At 62.6% G+C, this 20,500-nt stretch carries 20 protein-coding genes; 10 read left to right on the top strand and 10 right to left on the bottom strand.

Going from position 1 to position 20,500, the window contains the following annotated elements; genetic code table 11:
• Nucleotides 1-1,094, top strand: a 1,094-nt coding sequence (locus AC1DWA_RS23570; protein ID WP_477917111.1) for an HNH endonuclease signature motif containing protein, incomplete at its 5' end; no start/stop codon positions are given.
• A gap of 89 nt (nucleotides 1,095-1,183) precedes the next feature.
• On the opposite strand, the gene AC1DWA_RS23565 is transcribed toward AC1DWA_RS23570, so the two are convergent.
• The 3 genes from AC1DWA_RS23565 to AC1DWA_RS23555 all read right to left on the bottom strand — a co-directional run bounded on the left by AC1DWA_RS23565 (nucleotide 1,184) and on the right by AC1DWA_RS23555 (nucleotide 3,184).
• Nucleotides 1,184-1,672: a GNAT family N-acetyltransferase gene (locus tag AC1DWA_RS23565; RefSeq protein WP_007726792.1), complete on the bottom strand. Its 489-nt coding sequence runs from the start codon at nucleotides 1,670-1,672 to the stop codon at nucleotides 1,184-1,186.
• A 70-nt stretch (nucleotides 1,673-1,742) separates the two neighbouring features.
• Nucleotides 1,743-2,513, bottom strand: a complete 771-nt coding sequence (locus AC1DWA_RS23560) for a site-2 protease family protein (protein ID WP_477845776.1) — start codon at nucleotides 2,511-2,513, stop codon at nucleotides 1,743-1,745.
• Entirely contained in the window at nucleotides 2,510-3,184 is a 675-nt protein-coding gene (locus AC1DWA_RS23555) for a hypothetical protein (protein WP_019749469.1), read from the bottom strand. The genes AC1DWA_RS23560 and AC1DWA_RS23555 overlap by 4 nt, the downstream gene beginning before the upstream one ends.
• Nucleotides 3,185-3,467: 283 nt before the next feature.
• Here AC1DWA_RS23555 and AC1DWA_RS23550 point away from each other — a divergent pair, with 283 nt between their 5' ends.
• Complete coding sequence (locus AC1DWA_RS23550; RefSeq protein WP_003944351.1) at nucleotides 3,468-4,757, top strand: adenylosuccinate synthase; 1,290 nt, start codon at nucleotides 3,468-3,470, stop codon at nucleotides 4,755-4,757.
• Between the two features lie 51 nt (nucleotides 4,758-4,808).
• On the opposite strand, the gene AC1DWA_RS23545 is transcribed toward AC1DWA_RS23550, so the two are convergent.
• Both AC1DWA_RS23545 and AC1DWA_RS23540 read right to left on the bottom strand, forming a co-directional pair.
• Nucleotides 4,809-5,279: a 5' nucleotidase, NT5C type gene (locus tag AC1DWA_RS23545; protein WP_092765806.1), complete on the bottom strand. Its 471-nt coding sequence runs from the start codon at nucleotides 5,277-5,279 to the stop codon at nucleotides 4,809-4,811.
• Nucleotides 5,280-5,324: 45 nt separating this feature from the next.
• Complete coding sequence (locus tag AC1DWA_RS23540) at nucleotides 5,325-5,555, bottom strand: hypothetical protein (RefSeq protein WP_477845777.1); 231 nt, start codon at nucleotides 5,553-5,555, stop codon at nucleotides 5,325-5,327.
• Nucleotides 5,556-5,616: 61 nt separating this feature from the next.
• Between AC1DWA_RS23540 and yczR the strand changes: the two genes are divergently transcribed.
• Both yczR and AC1DWA_RS23530 read left to right on the top strand, forming a co-directional pair.
• Nucleotides 5,617-7,092, top strand: a complete 1,476-nt coding sequence (gene yczR, locus AC1DWA_RS23535) for a MocR-like transcription factor YczR (protein WP_019749471.1) — start codon at nucleotides 5,617-5,619, stop codon at nucleotides 7,090-7,092.
• Between the two features lie 47 nt (nucleotides 7,093-7,139).
• Nucleotides 7,140-8,243: a class I SAM-dependent methyltransferase gene (locus AC1DWA_RS23530; protein ID WP_477845778.1), complete on the top strand. Its 1,104-nt coding sequence runs from the start codon at nucleotides 7,140-7,142 to the stop codon at nucleotides 8,241-8,243.
• A gap of 59 nt (nucleotides 8,244-8,302) precedes the next feature.
• Here AC1DWA_RS23530 and AC1DWA_RS23525 read toward each other — a convergent pair whose 3' ends face one another.
• The 3 genes from AC1DWA_RS23525 to AC1DWA_RS23515 form a co-directional block, all read right to left on the bottom strand.
• Nucleotides 8,303-9,403, bottom strand: a complete 1,101-nt coding sequence (locus AC1DWA_RS23525) for a CaiB/BaiF CoA transferase family protein (RefSeq protein WP_477917109.1) — start codon at nucleotides 9,401-9,403, stop codon at nucleotides 8,303-8,305.
• Between the two features lie 107 nt (nucleotides 9,404-9,510).
• Nucleotides 9,511-11,577, bottom strand: a complete 2,067-nt coding sequence (locus tag AC1DWA_RS23520) for an ABC transporter ATP-binding protein (RefSeq protein WP_019749474.1) — start codon at nucleotides 11,575-11,577, stop codon at nucleotides 9,511-9,513.
• On the bottom strand, nucleotides 11,574-13,307 hold the full coding sequence (locus AC1DWA_RS23515) for an ABC transporter ATP-binding protein (protein ID WP_019749475.1): 1,734 nt from the start codon (nucleotides 13,305-13,307) through the stop codon (nucleotides 11,574-11,576). Before AC1DWA_RS23515 ends, AC1DWA_RS23520 begins: the two co-directional genes overlap by 4 nt.
• Nucleotides 13,308-13,627: 320 nt before the next feature.
• On the opposite strand from AC1DWA_RS23515, the gene AC1DWA_RS23510 reads away from it, so the two are divergent.
• The 6 genes from AC1DWA_RS23510 to AC1DWA_RS23485 all read left to right on the top strand — a co-directional run bounded on the left by AC1DWA_RS23510 (nucleotide 13,628) and on the right by AC1DWA_RS23485 (nucleotide 18,093).
• On the top strand, nucleotides 13,628-13,750 hold the full coding sequence (locus AC1DWA_RS23510; RefSeq protein ID WP_003944443.1) for a hypothetical protein: 123 nt from the start codon (nucleotides 13,628-13,630) through the stop codon (nucleotides 13,748-13,750).
• 210 nt (nucleotides 13,751-13,960) lie between these two features.
• A complete protein-coding gene (locus AC1DWA_RS23505) occupies nucleotides 13,961-14,083 on the top strand; it encodes a hypothetical protein (RefSeq protein ID WP_019749478.1) in 123 nt (40 codons plus the stop codon).
• Between the two features lie 362 nt (nucleotides 14,084-14,445).
• Nucleotides 14,446-14,592 (top strand): hypothetical protein, encoded by a 147-nt coding sequence (locus AC1DWA_RS23500; protein WP_003944356.1) that lies wholly within the window; start codon nucleotides 14,446-14,448, stop codon nucleotides 14,590-14,592.
• Between the two features lie 240 nt (nucleotides 14,593-14,832).
• Nucleotides 14,833-16,338 (top strand): GGDEF domain-containing protein, encoded by a 1,506-nt coding sequence (locus tag AC1DWA_RS23495; RefSeq protein WP_477845780.1) that lies wholly within the window; start codon nucleotides 14,833-14,835, stop codon nucleotides 16,336-16,338.
• A 40-nt stretch (nucleotides 16,339-16,378) separates the two neighbouring features.
• A complete protein-coding gene (purT, locus tag AC1DWA_RS23490) occupies nucleotides 16,379-17,614 on the top strand; it encodes a formate-dependent phosphoribosylglycinamide formyltransferase (RefSeq protein WP_020906658.1) in 1,236 nt (411 codons plus the stop codon).
• Entirely contained in the window at nucleotides 17,611-18,093 is a 483-nt protein-coding gene (locus AC1DWA_RS23485) for a DUF456 domain-containing protein (RefSeq protein ID WP_019749482.1), read from the top strand. Before purT ends, AC1DWA_RS23485 begins: the two co-directional genes overlap by 4 nt.
• Here the strand turns inward: AC1DWA_RS23485 and AC1DWA_RS23480 are convergent.
• The gene (locus AC1DWA_RS23480; protein ID WP_477845781.1) at nucleotides 17,997-18,836 is read right to left on the bottom strand and encodes an amidohydrolase family protein; all 840 of its coding nucleotides are present in this window, start codon (nucleotides 18,834-18,836) and stop codon (nucleotides 17,997-17,999) included. The two genes, AC1DWA_RS23485 and AC1DWA_RS23480, sit on opposite strands and share 97 nt — an antisense overlap.
• 109 nt (nucleotides 18,837-18,945) lie before the next feature.
• The gene (locus AC1DWA_RS23475) at nucleotides 18,946-20,343 is read right to left on the bottom strand and encodes an FAD-dependent oxidoreductase (RefSeq protein WP_019749484.1); all 1,398 of its coding nucleotides are present in this window, start codon (nucleotides 20,341-20,343) and stop codon (nucleotides 18,946-18,948) included.
• Nucleotides 20,344-20,500 lie beyond the last annotated feature (157 nt).

Below are 20,500 nucleotides of genomic sequence, written 5' to 3'. Positions count from 1 at the left end.
GTTTTCGGGCGATCGCGCAGTGGTTGCATGGTTCGACGAATCTGGAGATCGGTGAGTGCAGTCTGCTGGTCGGGTTGGCGCGGTTGTTGATGCTCAAACCTGTTGTGGGCGATGCGTTTTACCGGGGTGATGTTGATGCGTTGAAAGCGCGGCAGGTGGCGTCGTTTTGTCAGCATCCACCGAAGAACATGACCCCGGCGGATGTGGAGAAGGCTCGCGGGATTCTGCTTCGGTTGGCGTCGAAGAAGATTGCCGATTGTGATGCGGTGCGGGCGGCGATCCGCCGAATCGAGAAGCAGTACGGCAAGCGTGAGGACGGTGTTCCGGTCGGCGAGGATTCGGAACGGAACGAGTTCTACGCCTCGAAAGGCTTGTACGGGCGGGTCTCTGTGAAGGGTGATCTGGATGCTGTGAACGGGGCACGGTTGATCACGTTGCTGTCGAGCCTGTCCGCTCCGACACCGGAGAAGGACGGCGTGAAGGACACGCGTACTCCGGCATTACGGCGGGCGGACGGGTTTTGCGAGTTGTTGCGCCGTTACGAGGGGGCGGGGTTGGGCCCGGTCGAAGGCGGCGTGAAACCACACATCACGGTCACCGCATCGGCGAAAGACATGACGGACCTCCAAGCGTTGAAAGACCTCCTGCCGTCGACGGAGGAACTCGGGTTCGCATGGACGGATTGGGTAGGTCCGATCAGTATCGATACTGCCCGGATGCTGGCGTGCGACTGCACCGTGACGCGGATCTTGTTGGATGAGAACGGTGTTCCGCTCGAGTGCGGTAAGGAAGCGAGAACGGCAACGGTGCCGCAGCGGCGGGCTCTTGCGGTTCGGGATGGCGGGTGTGCGTTTCCGGGGTGTGGCACGCCGTCGGGGTGGTGCGATGCTCATCATATTGTTCACTGGAACGATGGTGGCCCAACAGATCTCGACAACCTGATCTTGTTGTGCGGTCATCATCATCGGACGCTGCATCATACGGAGTGGCGGGTGGAGATCGGCCCGGATCGGAAGTCGGTGTTCTATCCGCCGATGTCGATCGATCCCTATCAGCAGCCGATCGGCGGGAACAGCCCACCCACAGCAGCCTGAAGTGAAACAACTCGAGACGCGAGCACCGGGGCACCGCCATGCCCCGGTGCTCGAGCCCGCGTTTGGGAGTCTGGGTGGTTGGCTGTGTGTCAGCTCAGCGACTTCTTGAACCCGACGTGGGAGGCGACAAATCCGAGTCGCTCGTAGAAGTCGTGGGCTTCCTTGCGAGTTTGATCCGAGGTGAGCTGCGCCAGGAACGCGCCGCGCCGGGCACCTTCTTCGCAGGCCCAGCGGATCATCGAACTGCCGATGCCCTTGCTCCGGTAATCCTCGTGGACGCGAACAGCTTCGATCTGCAGTCGTGTCGCCCCCATTCGGCTCATACCCGGAATGAAGGTCAATTGCATGGTGCCGATTACCGCGTCACCGACCAGAACGGTGACGAGGAGTTGCGCCGGATCCTCGTCGATTCGCTTGAATGCGTCCTCGTAGATCGTTCGGGCCTCGGGGTTGGTCGTCTCCCGGGTGCTCCCGATCGGGTCGTCGGCGAGCAAGTCGATCAGTGCTTCCACGTGTCGAATCTCGGCCCGCGTGAGGGTGTACTCCACTCCGCCGGACTGAAATGACGTCGCAATCATCGATGCTCTCCTGAAGAAGAATGAATGTCTGGAATGTCAGACTCTCACGAGTCTCCTCCAGTGCACTCGATCACGTCCAAAAACGCATGAGGGCGTTACCGAGCATGGCGTAGTAGTCGGACACACCGCTCAGTTCGAAGATCCAGTAGATCGCATCGAAGAAGACGACATTGATCTGTGGGACAAACAGGAGCGCAACCAGCAAGAGCAGTCCGTACGGCTTGAACTGGTCGAGCTGGTGTCGTGTGTTGGGCGCGAGGTAGGGCTCCAGCGCGTTGTAACCGTCCAGACCGGGGACTGGAAGTAGGTTCAAAACTGTTGCCATGACCTGCAAGAAGGCCAGGAAACTGAGGCCGGCCCAGAACGTCAGATGCTCGGCCGATGAGCCGTACGTACCTATGACGACGAGGAGGATCACCGCGGCGACGGCGTTCGTGAACGGACCGGCGAGCGATATTCGCGCCTGCGCCTTGGGCGGGAACATCCCGGTGCGCAGGTACACGGCGCCGCCGGGAAGCCCGATGCCGCCCAAGGCGATGAACAGCACCGGCAGACCGATCGAGAGCATCGGATGGCTGTACTTGAGCGGGTTGAGCGTCAGATAACCACGAGCCTCGACGTCGGTGTCTCCGTGACGCCACGCCACATATGCATGGGCGAACTCGTGCAAGCACAGCGTGACCACCCAGCCTGCGACCACGAGGACAAAAACACCCGCACGGCCCGCGATGGAACCCCACGTCGAGTTCCAGGCGACAACTCCGGCGATGACGGTGATCGCAACTACGCCCAGGAAGACAGGGCTCGGACGAACCGCCGACCGTGCTGCTCCGGTTCTCACCTGACCAACAACCAAGTCTTGTCGTGCCGGTAGAAGGTCGAACGCTTGAGATCGCGTGGGTTGGCCACCCCGTCGCGAACCAGACGCGCTGCCGGCGAGCCCAGCTGAATCGCTCGGCCTTCCAGCCAGCGTCGCCCGCTCCAGCGGCTCTTGCGGTCGACCGATGCCTTGATCCCGGGGAGCTTGGGGCTCGGCACAATCCGGATACCGGGGACTGTGCCGGAGAACAGCTTGTTGTCGTCGACGTACGCCTCGCCGATCAATTCGGCGGCATCGGCCGGACCCGTGACAGTTGCCGCACCGACCAGCGCGATTCCGGCGTCGTCGCGAATGAGCGGCACGGTGTGGACTGTGCCTTTCAACGCCGTGCGCGCAGCCCGGGCACCGGTTGCGAGTTTGTACGCGTCGGTTGCGTCGGACCTGTTCTCGGTGACGTAGGCGAGTTCGACGTTGAGTCGCTCCAGTCGCATCAACCGTGTCAATGCCGCGGCAAACGCGCCGTCGTTACCCACGACGATCAAGCGAGGCTCCGTGACGACCTGCAGTTGGGACAGGGCCTCGTCGAAGTCCTGCTTCTCCGGAAGTTCAGGGACAGTGAACGACGTGAGTTCACCCAGGGGGAGTGGAACCGGCGAATCGCCACATTTGAGCACCACAGGGGTCAAAGCCACTCCTAGCTCGATCAAGACTTCTTCTCGGGTAGTGGGACCTCGCCACCCTTCCCCGAAATGGCCGTCCGAATCACTGCCGACGATCTTAGTGCGAGTCTCTGTGTCGACTCGCAATCGTGATGGTCACCGGCCAAATTCTGGACCGTCAGGTCTGGTCTGGTGCTCTGGGCTAGACTGCTCCTTCGGTCACTGCAACAGTTCGGCGCTGCATCATGTGCGCGGAAGCCAGGCAGTACCAATGCGGCGGGACAACTGCTGCACGTCGACCGTAGGAGACAACGTCATGCCGGCAATCGTCCTGATCGGCGCCCAGTGGGGCGACGAAGGTAAGGGCAAAGCTACAGATCTACTGGGCGAGCAGCTTCAGTGGGTCGTGCGATACCAGGGCGGTAACAACGCCGGACACACCGTGGTTCTGCCGAACGGTGACAAGTTCGCACTGCACCTCATCCCGTCCGGAATCCTCACCCCCGCCGTCAACAACGTCATCGGTAACGGTGTCGTCGTCGACCCGGGTGTGTTGCTGACCGAATTGGCAGGCTTGGAAGAGCGCGGTGTGGACACGTCCCGCCTGCTGCTTTCTGCTGATGCGCACCTGATCATGCCGTACCACGTGGCCATCGACAAGGTCACCGAACGCTTCCTGGGAGCGAAGAAGATCGGCACGACCGGCCGCGGTATCGGCCCGTGCTACCAGGACAAGATCGCCCGTGTCGGTGTCCGTGCTGCGGACGTCCTGGACGAGAAGATCCTGACCCAGAAGGTCGAAGCGGCACTCGAATTCAAGAATCAGGTGCTGGTCAAGATCTACAACCGCAAGGCACTCGACCCGCAGCAGGTCGTCGAAGAGGTACTGACGCAGGCCGAGGGTTTCAAGCACCGCATCTCGGACACGCGCCTGGAGCTCAACCTCGCCCTCGAGCGCGGCGAGACCGTCTTGCTCGAAGGTTCGCAGGGCACTCTGCTGGACGTCGACCACGGCACGTACCCGTACGTGACCTCGTCCAACCCCACCTCGGGTGGTGCGGCGGTCGGTTCGGGCATCGGTCCCACCAAGATCACCACGGTGCTCGGAATCCTCAAGGCGTACACGACGCGCGTCGGTTCCGGTCCGTTCCCGACGGAGCTGTTCGACGATCACGGCGCATACCTGGCGAAGCAGGGCGGCGAGGTCGGTGTCACCACCGGACGCGCTCGTCGTACGGGATGGTTCGACGCTGTCATCGCGCGTTACGCGACGCGMGTCAATGGCATCACCGACTACTTCCTCACCAAGCTGGACGTGTTGAGCAGCCTCGACACCGTGCCGATCTGTGTCGCGTACGAGGTGGACGGTGTCCGCCACGACGAAATGCCGATGTCGCAGAGCGACATTCACCACGCCAAGCCCATCTACGAAGAGATGCCAGGCTGGTGGGAAGACATCTCGGAGGCTCGCACCTTCGAGGAACTGCCGCAGAATGCGCAGAACTACGTGCTTCGGCTCGAAGAGCTTTCGGGTGCGTTCATCTCCTGCATCGGTGTCGGTCCCGGCCGCGACGAGACGATCGTCCGGCGCGAGATCGTCCGCTAGTTCGTTCCCTCGAAATCCCCGCTCCTGCAAGCAGGAGCGGGGATTCGTGTTTCAAGCCAGCTTCGACAAGTGCGCGGTGACGGTCTTCCAGTCGGGAAACTTGGTGCTGCCGAACTTGATCCACTCGCCCTCGAATCGATCTGCGCCGTTTGCTCCGCGGTCGTCGACGAGGTACTCGCCTCGATTGAGGTGCTTGTGGTGCGAGAGGATCAGACGTTTGTACGCGACGCTGCCCTCCTCCATGCCGAGGTGCTCTTGGACCCACAGAACCTTGTCGTGCCAGGCTGTGGCGTTCTTCCACGGCGCTGTCGAGAGGATGTAGGTGTCGAACTGCTGCGCCAGTTGGTGGTAGGCGTCGATAGCACCGTCGAGAGGATCCATGCGAGAGAAGATGTGCGGCGCTTCGTCGAGGTCGTTCTTGTACTTATCCCGGACGCCGTCGGTCAGGCGATCGATGCCCGACTGGAAGTTGACCAAGGTGTTGTCGAGATCGATGTAGAGAATCTTTTTGGAAGCCGGCATGGGAACCCTCTCTGGAGACTTTCTGAGTGCGAAAAGAGTCCAGTTTTACGCAACTGGACTGAGATCAGTGAATTCTTCCCCCGGATCACAATCGCACGGGGGTCTGACAGAGTTGATCTCGCGGTCTGAAGTCTTGTCGTGGAAGATGCCGCCGAGGGGTGCTGCCAGGCGAAACTGCTCCAAACGAATGTAAGTACCTTCACCTTCGGCGGGCGCGAAGAAGTAGACGAGCGCCACGAAGAGTCCGATGCCGATCAGGGTTGCGAAGGTAGTCATGGACATATGATCAACTCGACTGGTATTGAGTTACATAGCCAAGTTGTCGATACTGGACTGCATGATGACTCGAGTTCTCGGTGCCCGTTCGCTTGCGCGCGATCTGGGGTCCTGGCAGGAAGAGTCCGGACGCAGGCCTGCGTACCGTGCGCTCGCCGACGGTATCCGCCTGCTCGTGCACGACGGTCGCGTTCCGCTGGGGGTCGCACTGCCGAGTGAGCGTGAACTTGCGGCGGTGCTCGAACTCAGTCGAACCACGATCACGTCGTCGTACTCGGTGCTGCGAGACGAGGGGTATCTGATCAGCCGGCAGGGTTCGCGAAGCACCGTGGCTTTGCCCGCCGGCGCGCGGCCGAACGGGTTGATGTTCCGCTCCCACCAACCGGGGCCGAGTGGGCCCGTCGTCGACCTCAGTTACGCGGCGATGGCAGCTCCCGCCGCTCAGGTCGAACTGGCGTATGCGTCTGCGCTGCAGGAACTTCCGAACTTCCTGCCCACGCACGGGATGGAACCGGTCGGGATCGCCGACTTGCGTGACGTGATCGCGCAGCGCTACACGGCGCGGGGTCTTCCCACCACCGCCGAACAGATCATGGTGACCTCGGGTGCGCAGCACGCGCTTCGGTTGTTGCTGTCGGTGCTCACCTCACCCGGCGAGCGAGTGCTGGTCGATCATCCGACGTACCCCAATGCGCTGGAAGCGATTCGGCGAAACGGCGCTCGGCCCGTACCGGTTCCGGTCCGACCGGAGTTCGCGGCGGCCGGAGCCTGGGATCTCGACGGGATTCGAAGTGCAGCAAGGCAAACCGCTGCCAGAATGGCATACCTGATTCCCGACTTTCACAACCCGACCGGCCTCTGCATGGACTCTTCCGGCCGCGCCGAGCTTGCGAAGATTGCGCACGAAACGCGAATGACTCTGGTCGTCGACGAGACGATGGTGGACCTGTGGCTCGACGCACCGCCGCCGGCACCGGTCGCCTCACATGGGCGAGGCGCGGCGAAAACCGAAGTGGTGACGCTCGGTTCGACCGCGAAGTCGCTGTGGGGCGGGCTACGTGTCGGTTGGATTCGCGCCGATGCCGCGCTCATCACCCAGTTGGTGGGGGCGCGTGCCGCGGTCGACCTCGGTACTCCCGTCATGGATCAGTTGGCAGCCGCTTACTTGCTCGCGGACGACCGCTCGTTGCTCGAACAGCGTCGCGAAGTGCTGCGAGAACAGCGTGCGGTACTCCTCGGCGCAGTGGCAGAGCATCTGCCGGACTGGCGTCCCACCATCGGCTCCGGCGGAATGTCGGTCTGGATGCGAATGTCTGCGCCAGTCTCGACGGCGTTGGCGGCAGTGGCACCCAACTTCGGTGTACTCCTTGCCGCCGGCCCCCGTTTCGGCGTCGAAGGTGCGTTCGAACGATTCATCCGCGTGCCGTACGCACGTTCTCCCGAGGACCTCATTCGCGGCGTCGCGTCCATCGCCGCTGCGTACGACACCCTCGCGACGGATCGCGACACGGCAGACCAACGAATGGTCGTCGTCTGAGAACTGGGTACACACCCTGAAAGTGGTGTGAAACCAGGAGGTAGGGCATGACGGCGGTAGACGGTACAGGCGCAGCGGGAACAAGTGCGGCGGACGCGCTCGCAGAGCGATTGTTCGCGGCCACGCTCGGGGCGTCGGAGCTGCAGGCTGTGTATCTGGGCGACCGGCTGGGCTGGTACCGCGCGCTGAGCGATCACGGCCCGCTCACGTCGACGGAGCTGGCGGACCGGACCGGGACCGTCGAAAGGTATGCGCGGGAGTGGCTCGAGCAGCAGGCCGTCGCCGGTTATGTGGAGGTCAATTCGGATGCCGATCGCCGGTACGGCCTGCCGCAGGCCCACGCCGATGTTCTGGTCGACGACGAGAACCTGCTTTTCCTGGCGCCGTTGGCGAGGCTGTTCGTCGCGACGACGTCGTCGATGCCGCGTCTACTCGACGCTTATCGTCACGGCGGGGGAGTCACGTGGGAATCGATGGGCCCCGATGCTCGCGAGGGCCAGGCGCTGCTGAACCGGCCGATGTATCTCCAGCAGCTCTGTCAGCAGTTCCTGCCGGTAGTCACCGACCTGCACGCCATACTTGTCGGCGGCGGGCAGGTCGCTGATCTCGGGATGGGGGAGGGCTGGTCGTCGATCGCGCTCGCCCTCGGATACCCGAAGATCGAAGTGCACGGCTTCGACGTCGACGCGGCATCGGTGAACGCTGCCCGTCGTAACGCCCACGATCGTGGGGTGGACGACCGAGTACATTTCTCGTTGGTCGACGTCGCCGGACAGGCTCCTGAGGCCGGGCGAGTCGATGCCGGGACCTACGATGCCGTCTTCGCTTTCGAATGCCTTCACGACGTTCCGGATCCGGTGGGATTTCTGTCCACGGCTCGGGCGATTGCCCAGCCGGGCGCTCCGGTGATCGTCATGGACGAACGAACGGCAGATGCGTTCGATCCCGAGGCGGGTCCGATCGAACAATTGCTGTACGGATTTTCGCTGACGTGCTGCCTGCCCGACAGCCTGTCGCATCCGGGGAGCGTTGCCACCGGGACGGTGATGAGGCACTCGACACTCGAAAGCTATGCCAAGGCGGCCGGTTTCGAGCGGGTTGACGTGCTGCCGATCGAGCACGAGATGTTCAGGTTCTACAGGTTGGGCTGACGCCCCGTGCGTGGTTAGAGAGTCCTGAGGCTCCTTAACCGCGCACGGGGCCGAAGGCCCTAGGTCCAGACCGTGTCGATATCCGTCGCCTCACGCGCCGGCGCTGCGGGCGTCTTGGTGGGCGTGCGCGAGAAGCGCGGTGCGGGAGCATGCTGAGTGACGCCGTCGAGTTCGATGAGCGAACCGCGGGCCGCGATGTGTTCGTTGGACGGAGCCTCGGCGAAAGTCAGGACAGGGGAGACGCAGGCGTCGGTGCCGAGGAAGATCTTGGCCCACTCGTCGCGAGTCTTGGACAAGAACTTTTCGGTGAAGAGCGTCTTCATGTCGTCCCACTTGGACGTGTCCATCTGGTGAGGGAGCGTCGCGGGATCGAGTTCGAGGCCCTCGAGCAACAATGCGTAGAACTGCGGTTCGATGGATCCGACGGCCATGTACTTGCCGTCGGAGGTCTCGTAGGTGTCGTAGAACGGAGYGCCGGTGTCGAGGAGGTTGACGCCGCGCTCGTCGGACCAGACGCCGCGACCGCGGAATGCCCACATCATGTGCGAGAGCGCGAGGGTTCCGTCGACCATCGCCGCGTCGACGACCTGGCCCTTACCAGACGTCGAGCGCTCGACGAGAGCCGACAGAATGCCGAAGATCAGGAACATGGAACCGCCGCCGAAATCGCCGACCATGTTGAGCGGCGGGACGGGGCGTTCACCCTTGCGTCCGATGGCGTTGAGGACACCGGTCAGTGAGATGTAGTTGATGTCGTGACCGGCGGCGTTGGCGAGCGGTCCTTCCTGTCCCCAGCCCGTCATACGGGCGTAAACGAGGCGCGGATTGCGCTCCGACACCACGTCGGGTCCGAGTCCCATGCGTTCCATGACGCCGGGGCGGAAGCCCTCGATGAGGACGTCGGCGCGGCCCAGGAGATCGAGAACCTTGGCTACGTCGGCCGGATCCTTCAGGTTGGCCTCGACGATGCGGCGGCCGCGCTTGATCTGGTCGGTTGCGTTCGAGTCCTGCGGAATCTGCCCTGCGCGCTGGACGATGACGATGTCGGCGCCCATGTCCGCCAACAGCGTCGCGGCGTGCGGGCCCGGTCCCAATCCAGCGAATTCCACGATCCGAATGCCCGCGAGCGGGCCCTTCTTCTCCACAGCTTCTGCAGACACACGCACTCCCAATTCAGACGGTGACAACACTCCTGACTCGACGGTAACGTGTCGAATCGATCAGGTGTGCTCCGGGGCACTGTGTCCGCCGAGGGAGGCGCCGATCACTAGACGGCGGCACCCTCGAACTGAGCGTTGTAGAGACGGAAGTACGCGCCCGCCGCTGCGATGAGTTCGTCGTGTGTGCCCTGCTCGACGATCTTGCCCGCCTCCATCACGACGATCAGATCGGCGTTACGGATGGTGGAGAGCCGGTGCGCGATGATGAAGCTGGTGCGCCCGACGCGCAACGCGGACATTGCTTGCTGCACAAGCTGTTCCGTACGTGTGTCGACCGAGCTGGTCGCCTCGTCGAGAATCAGCAGCGACGGCTCCGACAGGAATGCTCGGGCAATCGTGATGAGCTGCTTCTCGCCGGAGCTGATGTTCGATGCCTCCTCGTCCAGCACGGTGTCGTACCCGTCCGGGAGCGTGTGGATGAAGCGGTCGACGAAGGCAGCGCGTGCGGCTTCGTGGATCTCGTATTCACTGGCGTCGAGCCGGCCGTACGCGATGTTGTCGCGGATCGTTCCGCCGAAGAGCCAGGTGTCCTGCAGGACCATGCCGACGTGCTTGCGCAAGTCGGAGCGGCGCATCTGCGAGATGTCGACGTCGTCGAGAGTGATTCGGCCCGAGTCGACTTCGTAGAAGCGCATGAGCAGGTTGACCAAGGTGGTCTTGCCGGCACCGGTGGGTCCGACGATGGCGACCATCTGCCCGGGCCGAGCCGTCAGGTACACGTTCTCGATCAACGGCTTGTCCGGCTCGTAGCGGAACGAGACGTTCTCGAACTCGATGTGTCCGACGTTGCGATGGCGTCCGGCAGGCTCGGGCATTAGTGGCACGTCGATGTCGGGCGACTGCTCGGGTTCGTCGAGAAGCTCGAAGACCCGCTCGGCCGACGCTGCTCCGGACTGCAGGCTCGTCGACATGGACGCGATCTGCGTGAGTGGTTGGCTGAACTGGCGCGAATAGACGATGAACGCCTGAACGTCACCGAGTGACATGTTGCCGCTGGCGACCTTGAGTGCGCCGACCACAGCGAGCAGCACGTAGGTGATGTTTCCGACGAAGTTCATGACCGGCATGATCAGGCTGGAGAGGAACTGTGCGCCGAAGGACGCGTCGAGGAGTTTCTTGTTCTGCTCGGCGAATTCACGCTCGGCTTCGGCCTGATGCCCGTACACGCGTACCAGGTCGCGACCGCTGTAGTTTTCCTCGATCTGTGCGTTGATCTTGCCCGTCTCGGTCCACTGTGCCTTGTACAACACTTGTGCACGCTTGGCGACCCTGGCAACGAGGAGCACCGATACCGGCACCGCGATCAGTGCGATCAGGGCGAGCATCGGAGAGATGACGAACATCATCGTCAGGACGCCGAGGACGGTGAGCACCGACGTCAGGAGCGAGGTCAACGTCGACGACAACGTCGACGAGATGTTGTCGATGTCGTTGGTGACGCGGCTGAGGATCTCGCCGCGCGGCGTCTTGTCGAAGTATGGTAGGGGGAGACGGTGAAGCTTCGCCTCGACCGAGGCACGCAGGTTGTAGATGGTCTTCTGGACGATGATGTTGAGGAGGAATGCTTCCAACCAGGCAAGTAGCGACGAGAGCAAGTACACGACGATCGCGAGCATGACGACTTTGCCGATGGCGTCGAAGTTCAGACCTACACCGGGAACGACGTCGGTCGAGTTGGCGACGAGGTCGGCGAACGTCGAATTTCCTGATGCGCGGATCGCCTCTGCTGCCTGATCGCGGGTCAGTCCGGCGGGCAGGCTCTTGCCGATGAACCCGGCGAAGATGAGGTCTGTCGCGTGACCGAGGATCTTCGGCACCGCGACGGAGAGCGCGATGCTGGCGATCGTCGCAACGACGACACAGACGACCGCAAACTTGTGTGGCTGCAGAAGCGAGAGAAGCCGCTTCATCGTCGCCTTGAAGTGGCGAGGTTTGGTGTCCGTCGCGGTCAGCGCGGGCTTCGGCTCTTTGTCGGGGTTCTCGGGGTTACTCGACTTCGCATCCCCGTCCGCGGATTCAGGTTCGCTCGGGATCTTGGCGAACACCACCGTCGGGGCATCGTCGAAGTACTGGCTGTTGGGGCTGCCCCACGTCGGGTCCTGCGGGCTGGTCATGCGCTCATCTCCGCGGGAATCTGGGAAGCCACGATCTCTTGGTACGTCGGACAGTTGGCCAGGAGGAACTGATGGTCGCCGAGACCGACCGGAGCGCCGTCTTCGAGGACCATGATCTGGTCGGCATCGATGATGGACGCGACGCGCTGCGCGACGATGATGACCGTCGAATGAGTCGAGACCGTGCGGAGTTCGCGTCGGACTGCGGCGTCGGTGTGCATGTCGAGTGCGGAGAACGAATCGTCGAAGACGAAGATCCGGGGTCTGCGGACCACAGCTCTGGCGATGGCGAGACGTTGTTTCTGTCCGCCCGAGAGATTGCCGCCGCCCTGGGCGATCGGAGACTCGAGACCGTCGGAGAGTTCACGGACGAAGTCGTCTGCCTGGGCGATGGTGAGGGCTGCCCAGATGTCGTCGTCGGTGGCGGTCGGGTTTCCGTAGCGGATATTGCTCGCGATCGTGCCGGCGAACAGGTAGGCCTTCTGGGGCACGTATCCGAAGTTGGCGAAGAGTTCGTCCTGATCCCAGCCACGGACGTCCAAGCCGTCGACCAGGACGGCGCCGGCCGTGACGTCGAAGAGTCGGGGGATGAGTGAGACGAGGGTCGATTTGCCACTACCGGTACTGCCCACGATCGCGGTGACCGTTCCTGGCATGCATCGCATCGAGACATTCGACAGGACCGGCGTTTCTGCTCCCGGATACGTGAATCCGGCTCCACCGAACTCGACAACGCCGTAGGGGCTGGTCGGGCGAAGGGGCTGGGCCGGTGCGGGCACGGTCGGCTCGGTGTCGAGTACCTCGGTGATGCGGTCGGCACACACGGCCGCGCGGGGGATCACGACGGCCAACATGGTCGCCATGACCACGGACATCAGGATCTGCATGACGTAGGCGAGGAAGGCGCTGATCTGGCCGATCTGCATGTCTCCGGTATCGACCAGATGCGCGCCGAACCACAGCACCGCGACGCTCGACAGGTTGGCGATCAACATGACGGTGGGCAGCAGAACCGCCTGGTAGCGACCGATGAGGAGCGAGGTGTCGGTCAGTTCCTTGTTGGCTTTGTCGAAGCGGATCGTCTCGTCGGGTTCTCGAACGAAGGCGCGGATGACACGCATACCGGTGAGCTGTTCGCGCAGTGATCGATTGATGTTGTCGATCCGCGTCTGCATCGTCCGGAAATGCGGGATCAGCTTGGCCACCACGACCGAGACGGTGATGCCGAGCAGTGGTACCGAAATCGTCAGGAGCCAGGACATCTGCAGGTTCTCGCGCAGCGCCATGATGATGCCGCCGATACACATCAGTGGGGCGCTGACGAGCATCGAGGACGTCAGCATGACCAGGGCCTGGATCTGCAGGACGTCGTTGGTGTTCCGTGTGATCAGCGTCGGCGCACCGAAACTGTTGAATTCGCGATCAGAGAAGCTGCCGACGGCCTTGTAAAAGGCGCCTCGAACGTCGTGGCCGAAGCCCATCGACGATTTTGCCGCCAGATAGGTCGATGCGACCGACGCGATGATCGACGCAAGCGAGACCAGCAGCATGATCCCGCCGGTGGACATGATGAATCCGGTGTCGCCTCGGGCTACACCGTCGTCGATGATCCGAGCGTTGAGCGTGGGGAGGACTAACGACGCGATGGCCCCGAAGAGTTGAAGTGCGAGGACCCCGGCAAGCAACCAGCGGTACGGCGGCAGGTACGCCTTGAGGAGTTTTGCTAGCACGACGGTTCCCGGTGAGTTGCTTCGGTTGCCGCTCGTTCGCGATTGATCACAAGCACACGGTATGACAGATCGTGGTCGAGGTTGGCACCGACTCTGACGATTGCAACCATTTGTCCAAATCGAATGTGATGTCCAACACACTTGAATTCGATATTGGTTTCAGGTCACAGGGCCTGAACTGCCGGTTTACACATTGCTCCAATATGTCACGGTTTTATTTGGATCGAAACAAACTGGACGTACGTATTTAGCTTGGCTACAAAGGGGCGGAGCGAACAAAACGTGCGCCGCGTCATAGATATTCATGCAAGGAGTCACACATGGGATCCCTCGGAAACCTTCTCAAGGCCAACGGCATGGGCTGGGGCATTCTCCAGCTCCTTCCCCTGGTCAACATGCTCAAGACCCTTCAGGGGCTGGACACCGCGAGCTCGAACTCCTGACGTTCGACCACAACAATTCTTCCGAAACAACACAGGAGTAGTCGCATGACCTCGATTCAGAATCTCGACGCCTTCCTCAAGAGCGTTCTCGCGTTCGTGACCAAGTTGAACGCGGGATCGGCAGACGGCTCGGGTTCGGCCGGTTCCACTGCCGAGTAGTTCTCGGTCCCCACTTCATTTCAACTGCATCCCGACATAAGGAGACCCGACATGGGTTCGTTCGAAGACTTCAGCGGCGTCGTCAAGACGTTCATTCCGGTACTCAAGGACCTGTTCACGGCACTCGGTGGTGGCTCGCTCACCCCGGGTACCGGATCGGCGGCTGACAAGTAAGTCCCGTTTGTCCGAAAGTGTGGCTCGCGGTTGTCTGCGAGCCACACTTTCTGCATTTCAATTGTGAGCTAAATCACATTATTGGATATTTCGAACTGTCTATTTGGGCTCTGAACTGCAATTATGCCAGAAGGTGTTACCGACAGTTCACGTTGGTAGCTATTCGGTAGCTAGACAAGTGTGAGCAGTCGGTCTATAAATGCAGGCAGCGCCAAGGTAGTGCGCTACATCACAGCTCGGGATGTTGTTCGGGGGGCGGTTCAGCCATCCGCGCGGCAGAAGTTCCCGAACCATCTCGGCCACCGCCTGCGGCCGGAATGGCGCTGGAACATCACACCACCTCACAAACAGGAGAACCTCCTATGTTCGGATCACTCAGCACCCTCGGACCCCTGCTCACCGCGCTCGGAGCTTTCCTCAAGTCCGTTCCCACCGAATCGCTGTCCGGCGAGGGCGAGGGCTCGTCCACCGGTTCACTCTCGGGTCTGTCCAGCGGATCCGCCGAGTAGTCATCCCTTCCGGCAGGTCCATTCGGCTCTGCCAATCGGATTGCATGCAGGTGCCCTCTGTCCACTGTCGTGGCCGGAGGGCACCCGCGTTTGCGGAGATTTTCGTAATTGCCGTTTTGGCATGTGAACACAGAACTGTGAGTGGCAGCACCTGCGTACGATGGTTCGACGACATCGGCATACGGTCACCGCGACGTCCGGTGCTCCCGAATTCAGAGGTAGCCGACCGCGAGGTGACGCATGGTAGGGACGAGTCGCTTTCTGCGCCTTCTCCTAGTGCTGGCCGTTGTACTTGCGGCTTCGTTGATCGGCATCCTCACGCGCCCACCAGGGTTGCTCGCGACATTCTGGTGCGCCAACGCCATTCTGCTGGGAATGATGGTCAGATGGCCGGTCCTGATCGAGTGGCCGACGTGGATCGCTGCGACTGTCGGATACGTCTGCGCTGACCTGATCACCGGCAACTCGCTCTCGCTTGCGGTGCAGTTGAACGGGGCGAACCTCGCCGGAGTCACAGTCGGTGTTCTTGTTCTGTACTACTTGAAGCGCACACCGTTCCGATTGGTCGATTCGCAGTCGCTGGTGTGGATGGTCTTCGTCTCGTTCGTCGCGGCGACTGGTACCGCGGCCACTGCCGGCGCCTTGGACCGGCTCTTACGCGGTCAGTCATTTACCGACACGTTTTTCCACTGGGGCGCCACCGAGGTCATGGCGTACCTGCTGGTCCTTCCTCTCATTCTCACTCTCACCATCCCGTCGAGCCTTGCCGAGTTCCGCAGCAAACTGACTGCCAAAACTGTCGCCGCTATGAGCGTTCCGCTACTCGCCACTGCAGCCTGCGTGCCGATCGCCCTGAGTATCGAAGGGCCGATCGCGCTGGTCCTTCCGATTCCGGCTCTCCTGTGGTGCGCCACTCGCATCTCGGTTCCGAGCACTGCCTTCGTTTCCGTGGTCTGGTCGGTGTGGTCGCTCATGATGGCGGGTAGCGGTCGACTCGATATCGGAGATCAAGCCGCCTCGACGTGGAACGAGGACGTCATCACGTCCATTGCCGTCACGCTGATCGCGTTGGGGCCGATCGCGGTTGCCTGTGCGACCGAGGAACGTCGCGCTGCCGAGCGTGAGCTCTTCCTTGCTGTCGAATTCGACCATCTGACCGGGGTCCTCTCGCGTGGTGCGTTTCTCGGGCATGCGGAATCGGAGCTTGCCGCCGCGGCCCGCACACAATCCCCGGTCGGCCTGCTGATGCTCGACCTGGACCACTTCAAGAGCATCAACGACACGCATGGACATATGACCGGTGACAGCGTTCTCGCGAACTTCGCCGAACGGGCCGCTGACCGATTGTCGGACGGCGATCTGATCGGAAGGCTCGGCGGCGAGGAGTTCGCCATTCTGCTTCCGGACTGCAGCTACGCGCGAGCAGTCGATGTGGCCGAGGCGGTCCGCGGCGCGCAAGTCGAGTACTCGGCCGAATCAGAAGTGACGAGCACCGTCAGTGTCGGCGTCGCGTGGGTCGATCATGCGACGCCGACGTTGACCACCCTTATGACCGTCGCGGACGAGGCTCTGTACGAAGCCAAGCGCGCCGGGCGCAACCTCGTGAAAGTGCGCCGGCTCGGCAACGATGCATTGCCGCAACGGAATTCCGAGCCGGATATGGCCACCCGCACCTATCGCAAACCTGACATACCACGAACGATCAGGCGAGGATTTGGCCGCGAAGGTGTGGTGGACGGCCGATAACCGCGCTGACCTGCATCGGGATTGGCATATAGTCGCACCCATGCAGCTTGATTCGACGCCTTCGCCCCTGCCGACACTTCCGCTCCGATTCGGAACTCCCCTGACCGAGAACTCCATCCGCGTGATGATGTTGGGATCAGGCGAGTTGGGTAAGGAAGTTGTCATCGCGTTGCAGCGTCTTGGCGTCGAAGTGATTGCGGTGGATCGGTATCCCGATGCCCCTGGGCACCAGGTGGCGCATCGTGCGCATACCGTCGACATGACCGATCCGGAAGCGCTGCTTGCCGTCATCGAGTTGGAAAAGCCTCACTTCGTGGTTCCCGAGATCGAGGCCATTGCGACGGATGCGCTTGCACTCGTTGAAGAACGCGGGGCCGCGGTGGTCATTCCCACCGCCCGCGCCACCCAGCTCACGATGAACCGTGAGGGGATCCGTCGGCTCGCGGCCGAGGAGTTGGGCCTGCCCACTTCGCCGTACGCTTTCGCGGACTCGCTTGCCGAAGTGCAGGCAGCGACAGACCGAATCGGTTTCCCGTGCGTCATCAAGCCCGTCATGTCCTCGTCGGGGAAGGGACAGTCGACGGTTCGATCCGCCGAAGATCTCGACGCCGCATGGGATTACGCGATGGCCGGAGGTCGTGTGAATCACGGCCGGGTGATCGTCGAGGGTTTTGTCGATTTCGATTACGAGATAACACAATTGACGGTTCGCGCCGTCGGTGAGAGCGGTCAGGTCGAGACGTCGTTCTGCGAGCCGATCGGGCACCTGCAGGAAGCCGGTGACTACATCGAATCGTGGCAGCCGCAGCAGATGTCCGCAGTTGCCCTCGCCTCGGCCCGAGACGTCGCCGAGAAGGTGACCACGGCTCTGGGCGGGCGAGGCATCTTCGGTGTCGAGCTATTCGTGAAGGGTGACGACGTCTTCTTCTCCGAAGTGAGCCCACGGCCGCACGACACCGGATTGGTGACTCTGCGGACGCAGCGACTTTCGGAGTTCGAGCTGCATGCCCGCGCGATCCTGGGATTGCCGGTCGACACGACGCTCACGGTGCCGGGAGCATCGGCGGTGATCTACGGCGGAATGGAGGCCAAGGGGATCGGATTCGACGGCGTCGCCGAGGCACTCTCGGTTCCCGAGACGGACCTGCGGCTCTTCGGCAAGCCCGAGAGCTTCACGCGTCGTCGCATGGGTGTTGCAGTGTCGACGGCCGCCGATGTGCCGACTGCACGCGCCCGTGCTCGCGAGGCCGCGTCGAAGGTGCGTCCCGTCGGATGAGTCCTGTGGCCGAGGTCCTCGTCGGGCTGGTCATCCTGGTCGGTCTGATCGGTGTCGTCGTTCCGATTCTTCCGGGGACACTTCTCGTTTTCGGTGCAATTCTGGTGTGGGCGATCATGACCGGCGGCGCGACGGCGTGGACGGTGTTCGCGCTGTCCACGCTGGCACTGGTGGTCACCGGGATCGTGAAGTACACCTGGCCAGGCAAGCGGATGAAGTCCGGGGGAGTGCCCAACCTGTCGGTGGTGGTCGGCGGCGTCGTCGGCATCATCGGGTTCTTCGTGATTCCGGTCGTGGGCTTGTTCCTCGGATTCATCGTCGGAACGTATTTCGCCGAACTAGCGCGACTGCGCCGTTACGACATCGCCTGGTCGTCGACGCTTCACGCGGTGAAGGCAGTCGGATTGTCCATGCTGGTGGAACTGTTCGGAGCGCTGATCGCGGCGGGGCTGTGGCTGGGAGCCGTCGCGTTCACTTGAGCGCAGCGGTACCAGGAGCGGGCGTTGTCGCACATGACCGCGGACAGGTCGATGCCGACAGCTTCGGCGATCACGTCCAGGTCGTGGACCTCGAACGCTCGACGTGCCCGTGTGCCGGGTAGATCGGTGCCGAACATCAGCGCAGCGGGGTTGACCGCGTGGATCTGGCGAAGCACGTCGCCGACGTCGGAGATGGTGGTGCGGCCGAACCCGGTGGCTTTGACGCGTACCCCGCGGTCGACGAGGTTCAGGAGATACGGCAGTCCGCGGGTGGACATTCCCAAGTGGTCGATGCTCACCGCCGGCAATTTGGCGAATACGGGTTCCAGCGACAGCAACAGCGTGGCATCGACGTAGAACTCGGCGTGCCAGCCGACCAGATCGAATGCGCGGTTGGCGAGATCGGCGAGTAGACGCAGGTCGGTGGCGCCTCGGCGCAGATTGAATCGGACGGCGCGCACTCCCAGCGCGTCCAGCGCAACGATGTCTTCATCCGTCGCATCGAGCGGCAAAGCAGTGACGCCCACCCAGCCTTCGCCGAGCTCGGACAAGGCGGCTTTCAGGTATTCCTGGTCATTGCCCTGGTACGACGCGGTCACCACCGCGCCGCCGTCAACACTCAGGCCCTTCAGTGAGGCAAGCCGGGCCCGGTAATCGGCCACGGTGAAGGGCTCAGGCAGGTACCCGTGATTCTCGACCAGCGGGAAGCGCGGGTCGATGATATGCACGTGGGCGTCAAACACGGGGTCTATTTTGCCCTGTTGCCTTGGGTCCCCGCACACACCACCGGCCCGATGTGACCTGGGTCGCGTCGGGCCGGTGGAGGGCTTCCGTTCAGTTACTTCTGCGCACTCAGTTCGCGCGGTCGGGCTCGGACGCCTTCAGCATGTCGTGACGCTCGACGACCTTGATGCGCTCACGGCCTTCGGGCTCGCCCAGGCTGCGCTCGTGCGCGTCGAGGCGGTACCAGCCCTGCCAGGTCGTGTACGGCACCTGCTTGCCTTCGAGGAACTCGATGACGGCGTTCTCGTCGGGGTTCGCGGCGCCGGCGAAGCCGACGGAATCCTCGAGAAGATTCGCGACGGTTTCGTTGGCGTCACCCTTCGTGTGGCCGATGAGGCCGACGGGGCCGCGCTTGATCCAGCCGGTGACGTAGGTGGCCGGCATGAACCGGGCTGCGCCCTCGGCGTTGTCGTCGGCGACGACGCGTCCGGCGTCGTTGGGGACGGTGCCCGCCTGGTCGTCGAACGGCAGCTGCGTGACGTTCTGCGAGAGGTAACCGACGGCGCGGTACACGGCCTGGACATCCCAGTCCTTGTACGTGCCGGTGCCCTTGACGTTGCCGGTGCCGTCGAGCTGAGTGCGCTCGGTGCGCAGGCCGACGACCTTGCCGTCTTCACCGAGGATCTCCGTGGGAGATTCGAAGAAGTGCAGGAACAGCTTGTGGGGGCGGGCTCCGACGTCGCGAATTGCCCAGTCCTGCAGCGTATTCGCGACCATGTCGACCTGCTTGGAGTTGCGGCGAGCCTGCTCCGAGCCCTCGTCGTAGTCGATGTCCTCGGGGTCGACGATGACCTCGATGGTCGGGGAATGGTCGAGCTCACGCAGTTCGAGAGGCGTGAACTTGGCCTGGGCCGGGCCACGGCGTCCGAAGACGTGAACCTCGACGGCCTTGTTGTTCTTGAGGCCCTCGTAGACGTTGGCGGGGATCTCGGTCGGCAGCAGTTCGTCGCCGGTCTTGGCGAGGACGCGGGCGATGTCGAGCGCAACGTTGCCCACGCCGAGGACGGCGACCTTCTCGGCTTCGAGCGGCCACGTACGCGGCACGTCGGGGTGGCCGTCGTACCAGGAGACGAAGTCGGCCGCGCCATAGCTGCCGTCGAGTTCGATACCCGGGATGCCGAGCGCGCGGTCGGCGTTGGCGCCGGTCGAGAAGATGACCGCGTCGTAGAACGACTGCAGGTCGTCGAGGGTGATGTCGGTGCCGTAGTCGATGTTGCCCAGCAGGCGGACCTGAGGCTTGTCGAGCACCTTGTGCAGAGCGGTGATGATGCCCTTGATGCGCGGATGATCAGGCGCGACGCCGTAACGAATCAGGCCGAAGGGCGCGGGCATGCGCTCGAAGAGGTCGATGCTGACGCCGCGGCCGGAGACTGCGGTGTCGGATTTCATGAGGGCGTCGGCGGCGTAGATGCCGGCGGGGCCGGCGCCGACGATCGCGACCCGGAGTGGGCGGTTGGAGTCAGTCATCGTGAGGACAGCTACCTTCTTCGAAGTTCGGACAACATATCGACAAGTATCCAATTTAGCCGAACCTAAGCACAGTGCCTCGGTTGCGGCCGAACGGATCCACACTCTCACTCGATCGGTTGTGGGTAAACCTATTCTTTCTTCCCATTCTCCCGTT

The sequence above is a fragment of the Rhodococcus sp. P4_F3_2 genome, from assembly GCF_056401335.1.
The sequence above is the reverse complement of the archived record's forward strand: the minus strand, read 5'-3'. Positions and strand labels throughout refer to the sequence as shown.

What these genes read in the sequence shown, in the direction of transcription:
- AC1DWA_RS23520 (WP_019749474.1), bottom strand. Translation starts at nt 11,577, where the DNA reads ATGACCAGCCCGCAGGACCCGACGTGGGGCAGCCCCAACAGCCAGTAC.
- AC1DWA_RS23505 (WP_019749478.1), top strand. Translation starts at nt 13,961, where the DNA reads ATGGGTTCGTTCGAAGACTTCAGCGGCGTCGTCAAGACGTTCATTCCG.
- AC1DWA_RS23565 (WP_007726792.1), bottom strand. Translation starts at nt 1,672, where the DNA reads ATGATTGCGACGTCATTTCAGTCCGGCGGAGTGGAGTACACCCTCACG.
- AC1DWA_RS23475 (WP_019749484.1), bottom strand. Translation starts at nt 20,343, where the DNA reads ATGACTGACTCCAACCGCCCACTCCGGGTCGCGATCGTCGGCGCCGGC.
- AC1DWA_RS23540 (WP_477845777.1), bottom strand. Translation starts at nt 5,555, where the DNA reads ATGACTACCTTCGCAACCCTGATCGGCATCGGACTCTTCGTGGCGCTC.
- AC1DWA_RS23500 (WP_003944356.1), top strand. Translation starts at nt 14,446, where the DNA reads ATGTTCGGATCACTCAGCACCCTCGGACCCCTGCTCACCGCGCTCGGA.
- purT (WP_020906658.1), top strand. Translation starts at nt 16,379, where the DNA reads ATGCAGCTTGATTCGACGCCTTCGCCCCTGCCGACACTTCCGCTCCGA.
- AC1DWA_RS23530 (WP_477845778.1), top strand. Translation starts at nt 7,140, where the DNA reads ATGACGGCGGTAGACGGTACAGGCGCAGCGGGAACAAGTGCGGCGGAC.
- yczR (WP_019749471.1), top strand. Translation starts at nt 5,617, where the DNA reads ATGATGACTCGAGTTCTCGGTGCCCGTTCGCTTGCGCGCGATCTGGGG.
- AC1DWA_RS23510 (WP_003944443.1), top strand. Translation starts at nt 13,628, where the DNA reads ATGGGATCCCTCGGAAACCTTCTCAAGGCCAACGGCATGGGCTGGGGC.
- AC1DWA_RS23545 (WP_092765806.1), bottom strand. Translation starts at nt 5,279, where the DNA reads ATGCCGGCTTCCAAAAAGATTCTCTACATCGATCTCGACAACACCTTG.
- AC1DWA_RS23485 (WP_019749482.1), top strand. Translation starts at nt 17,611, where the DNA reads ATGAGTCCTGTGGCCGAGGTCCTCGTCGGGCTGGTCATCCTGGTCGGT.
- AC1DWA_RS23495 (WP_477845780.1), top strand. Translation starts at nt 14,833, where the DNA reads ATGGTAGGGACGAGTCGCTTTCTGCGCCTTCTCCTAGTGCTGGCCGTT.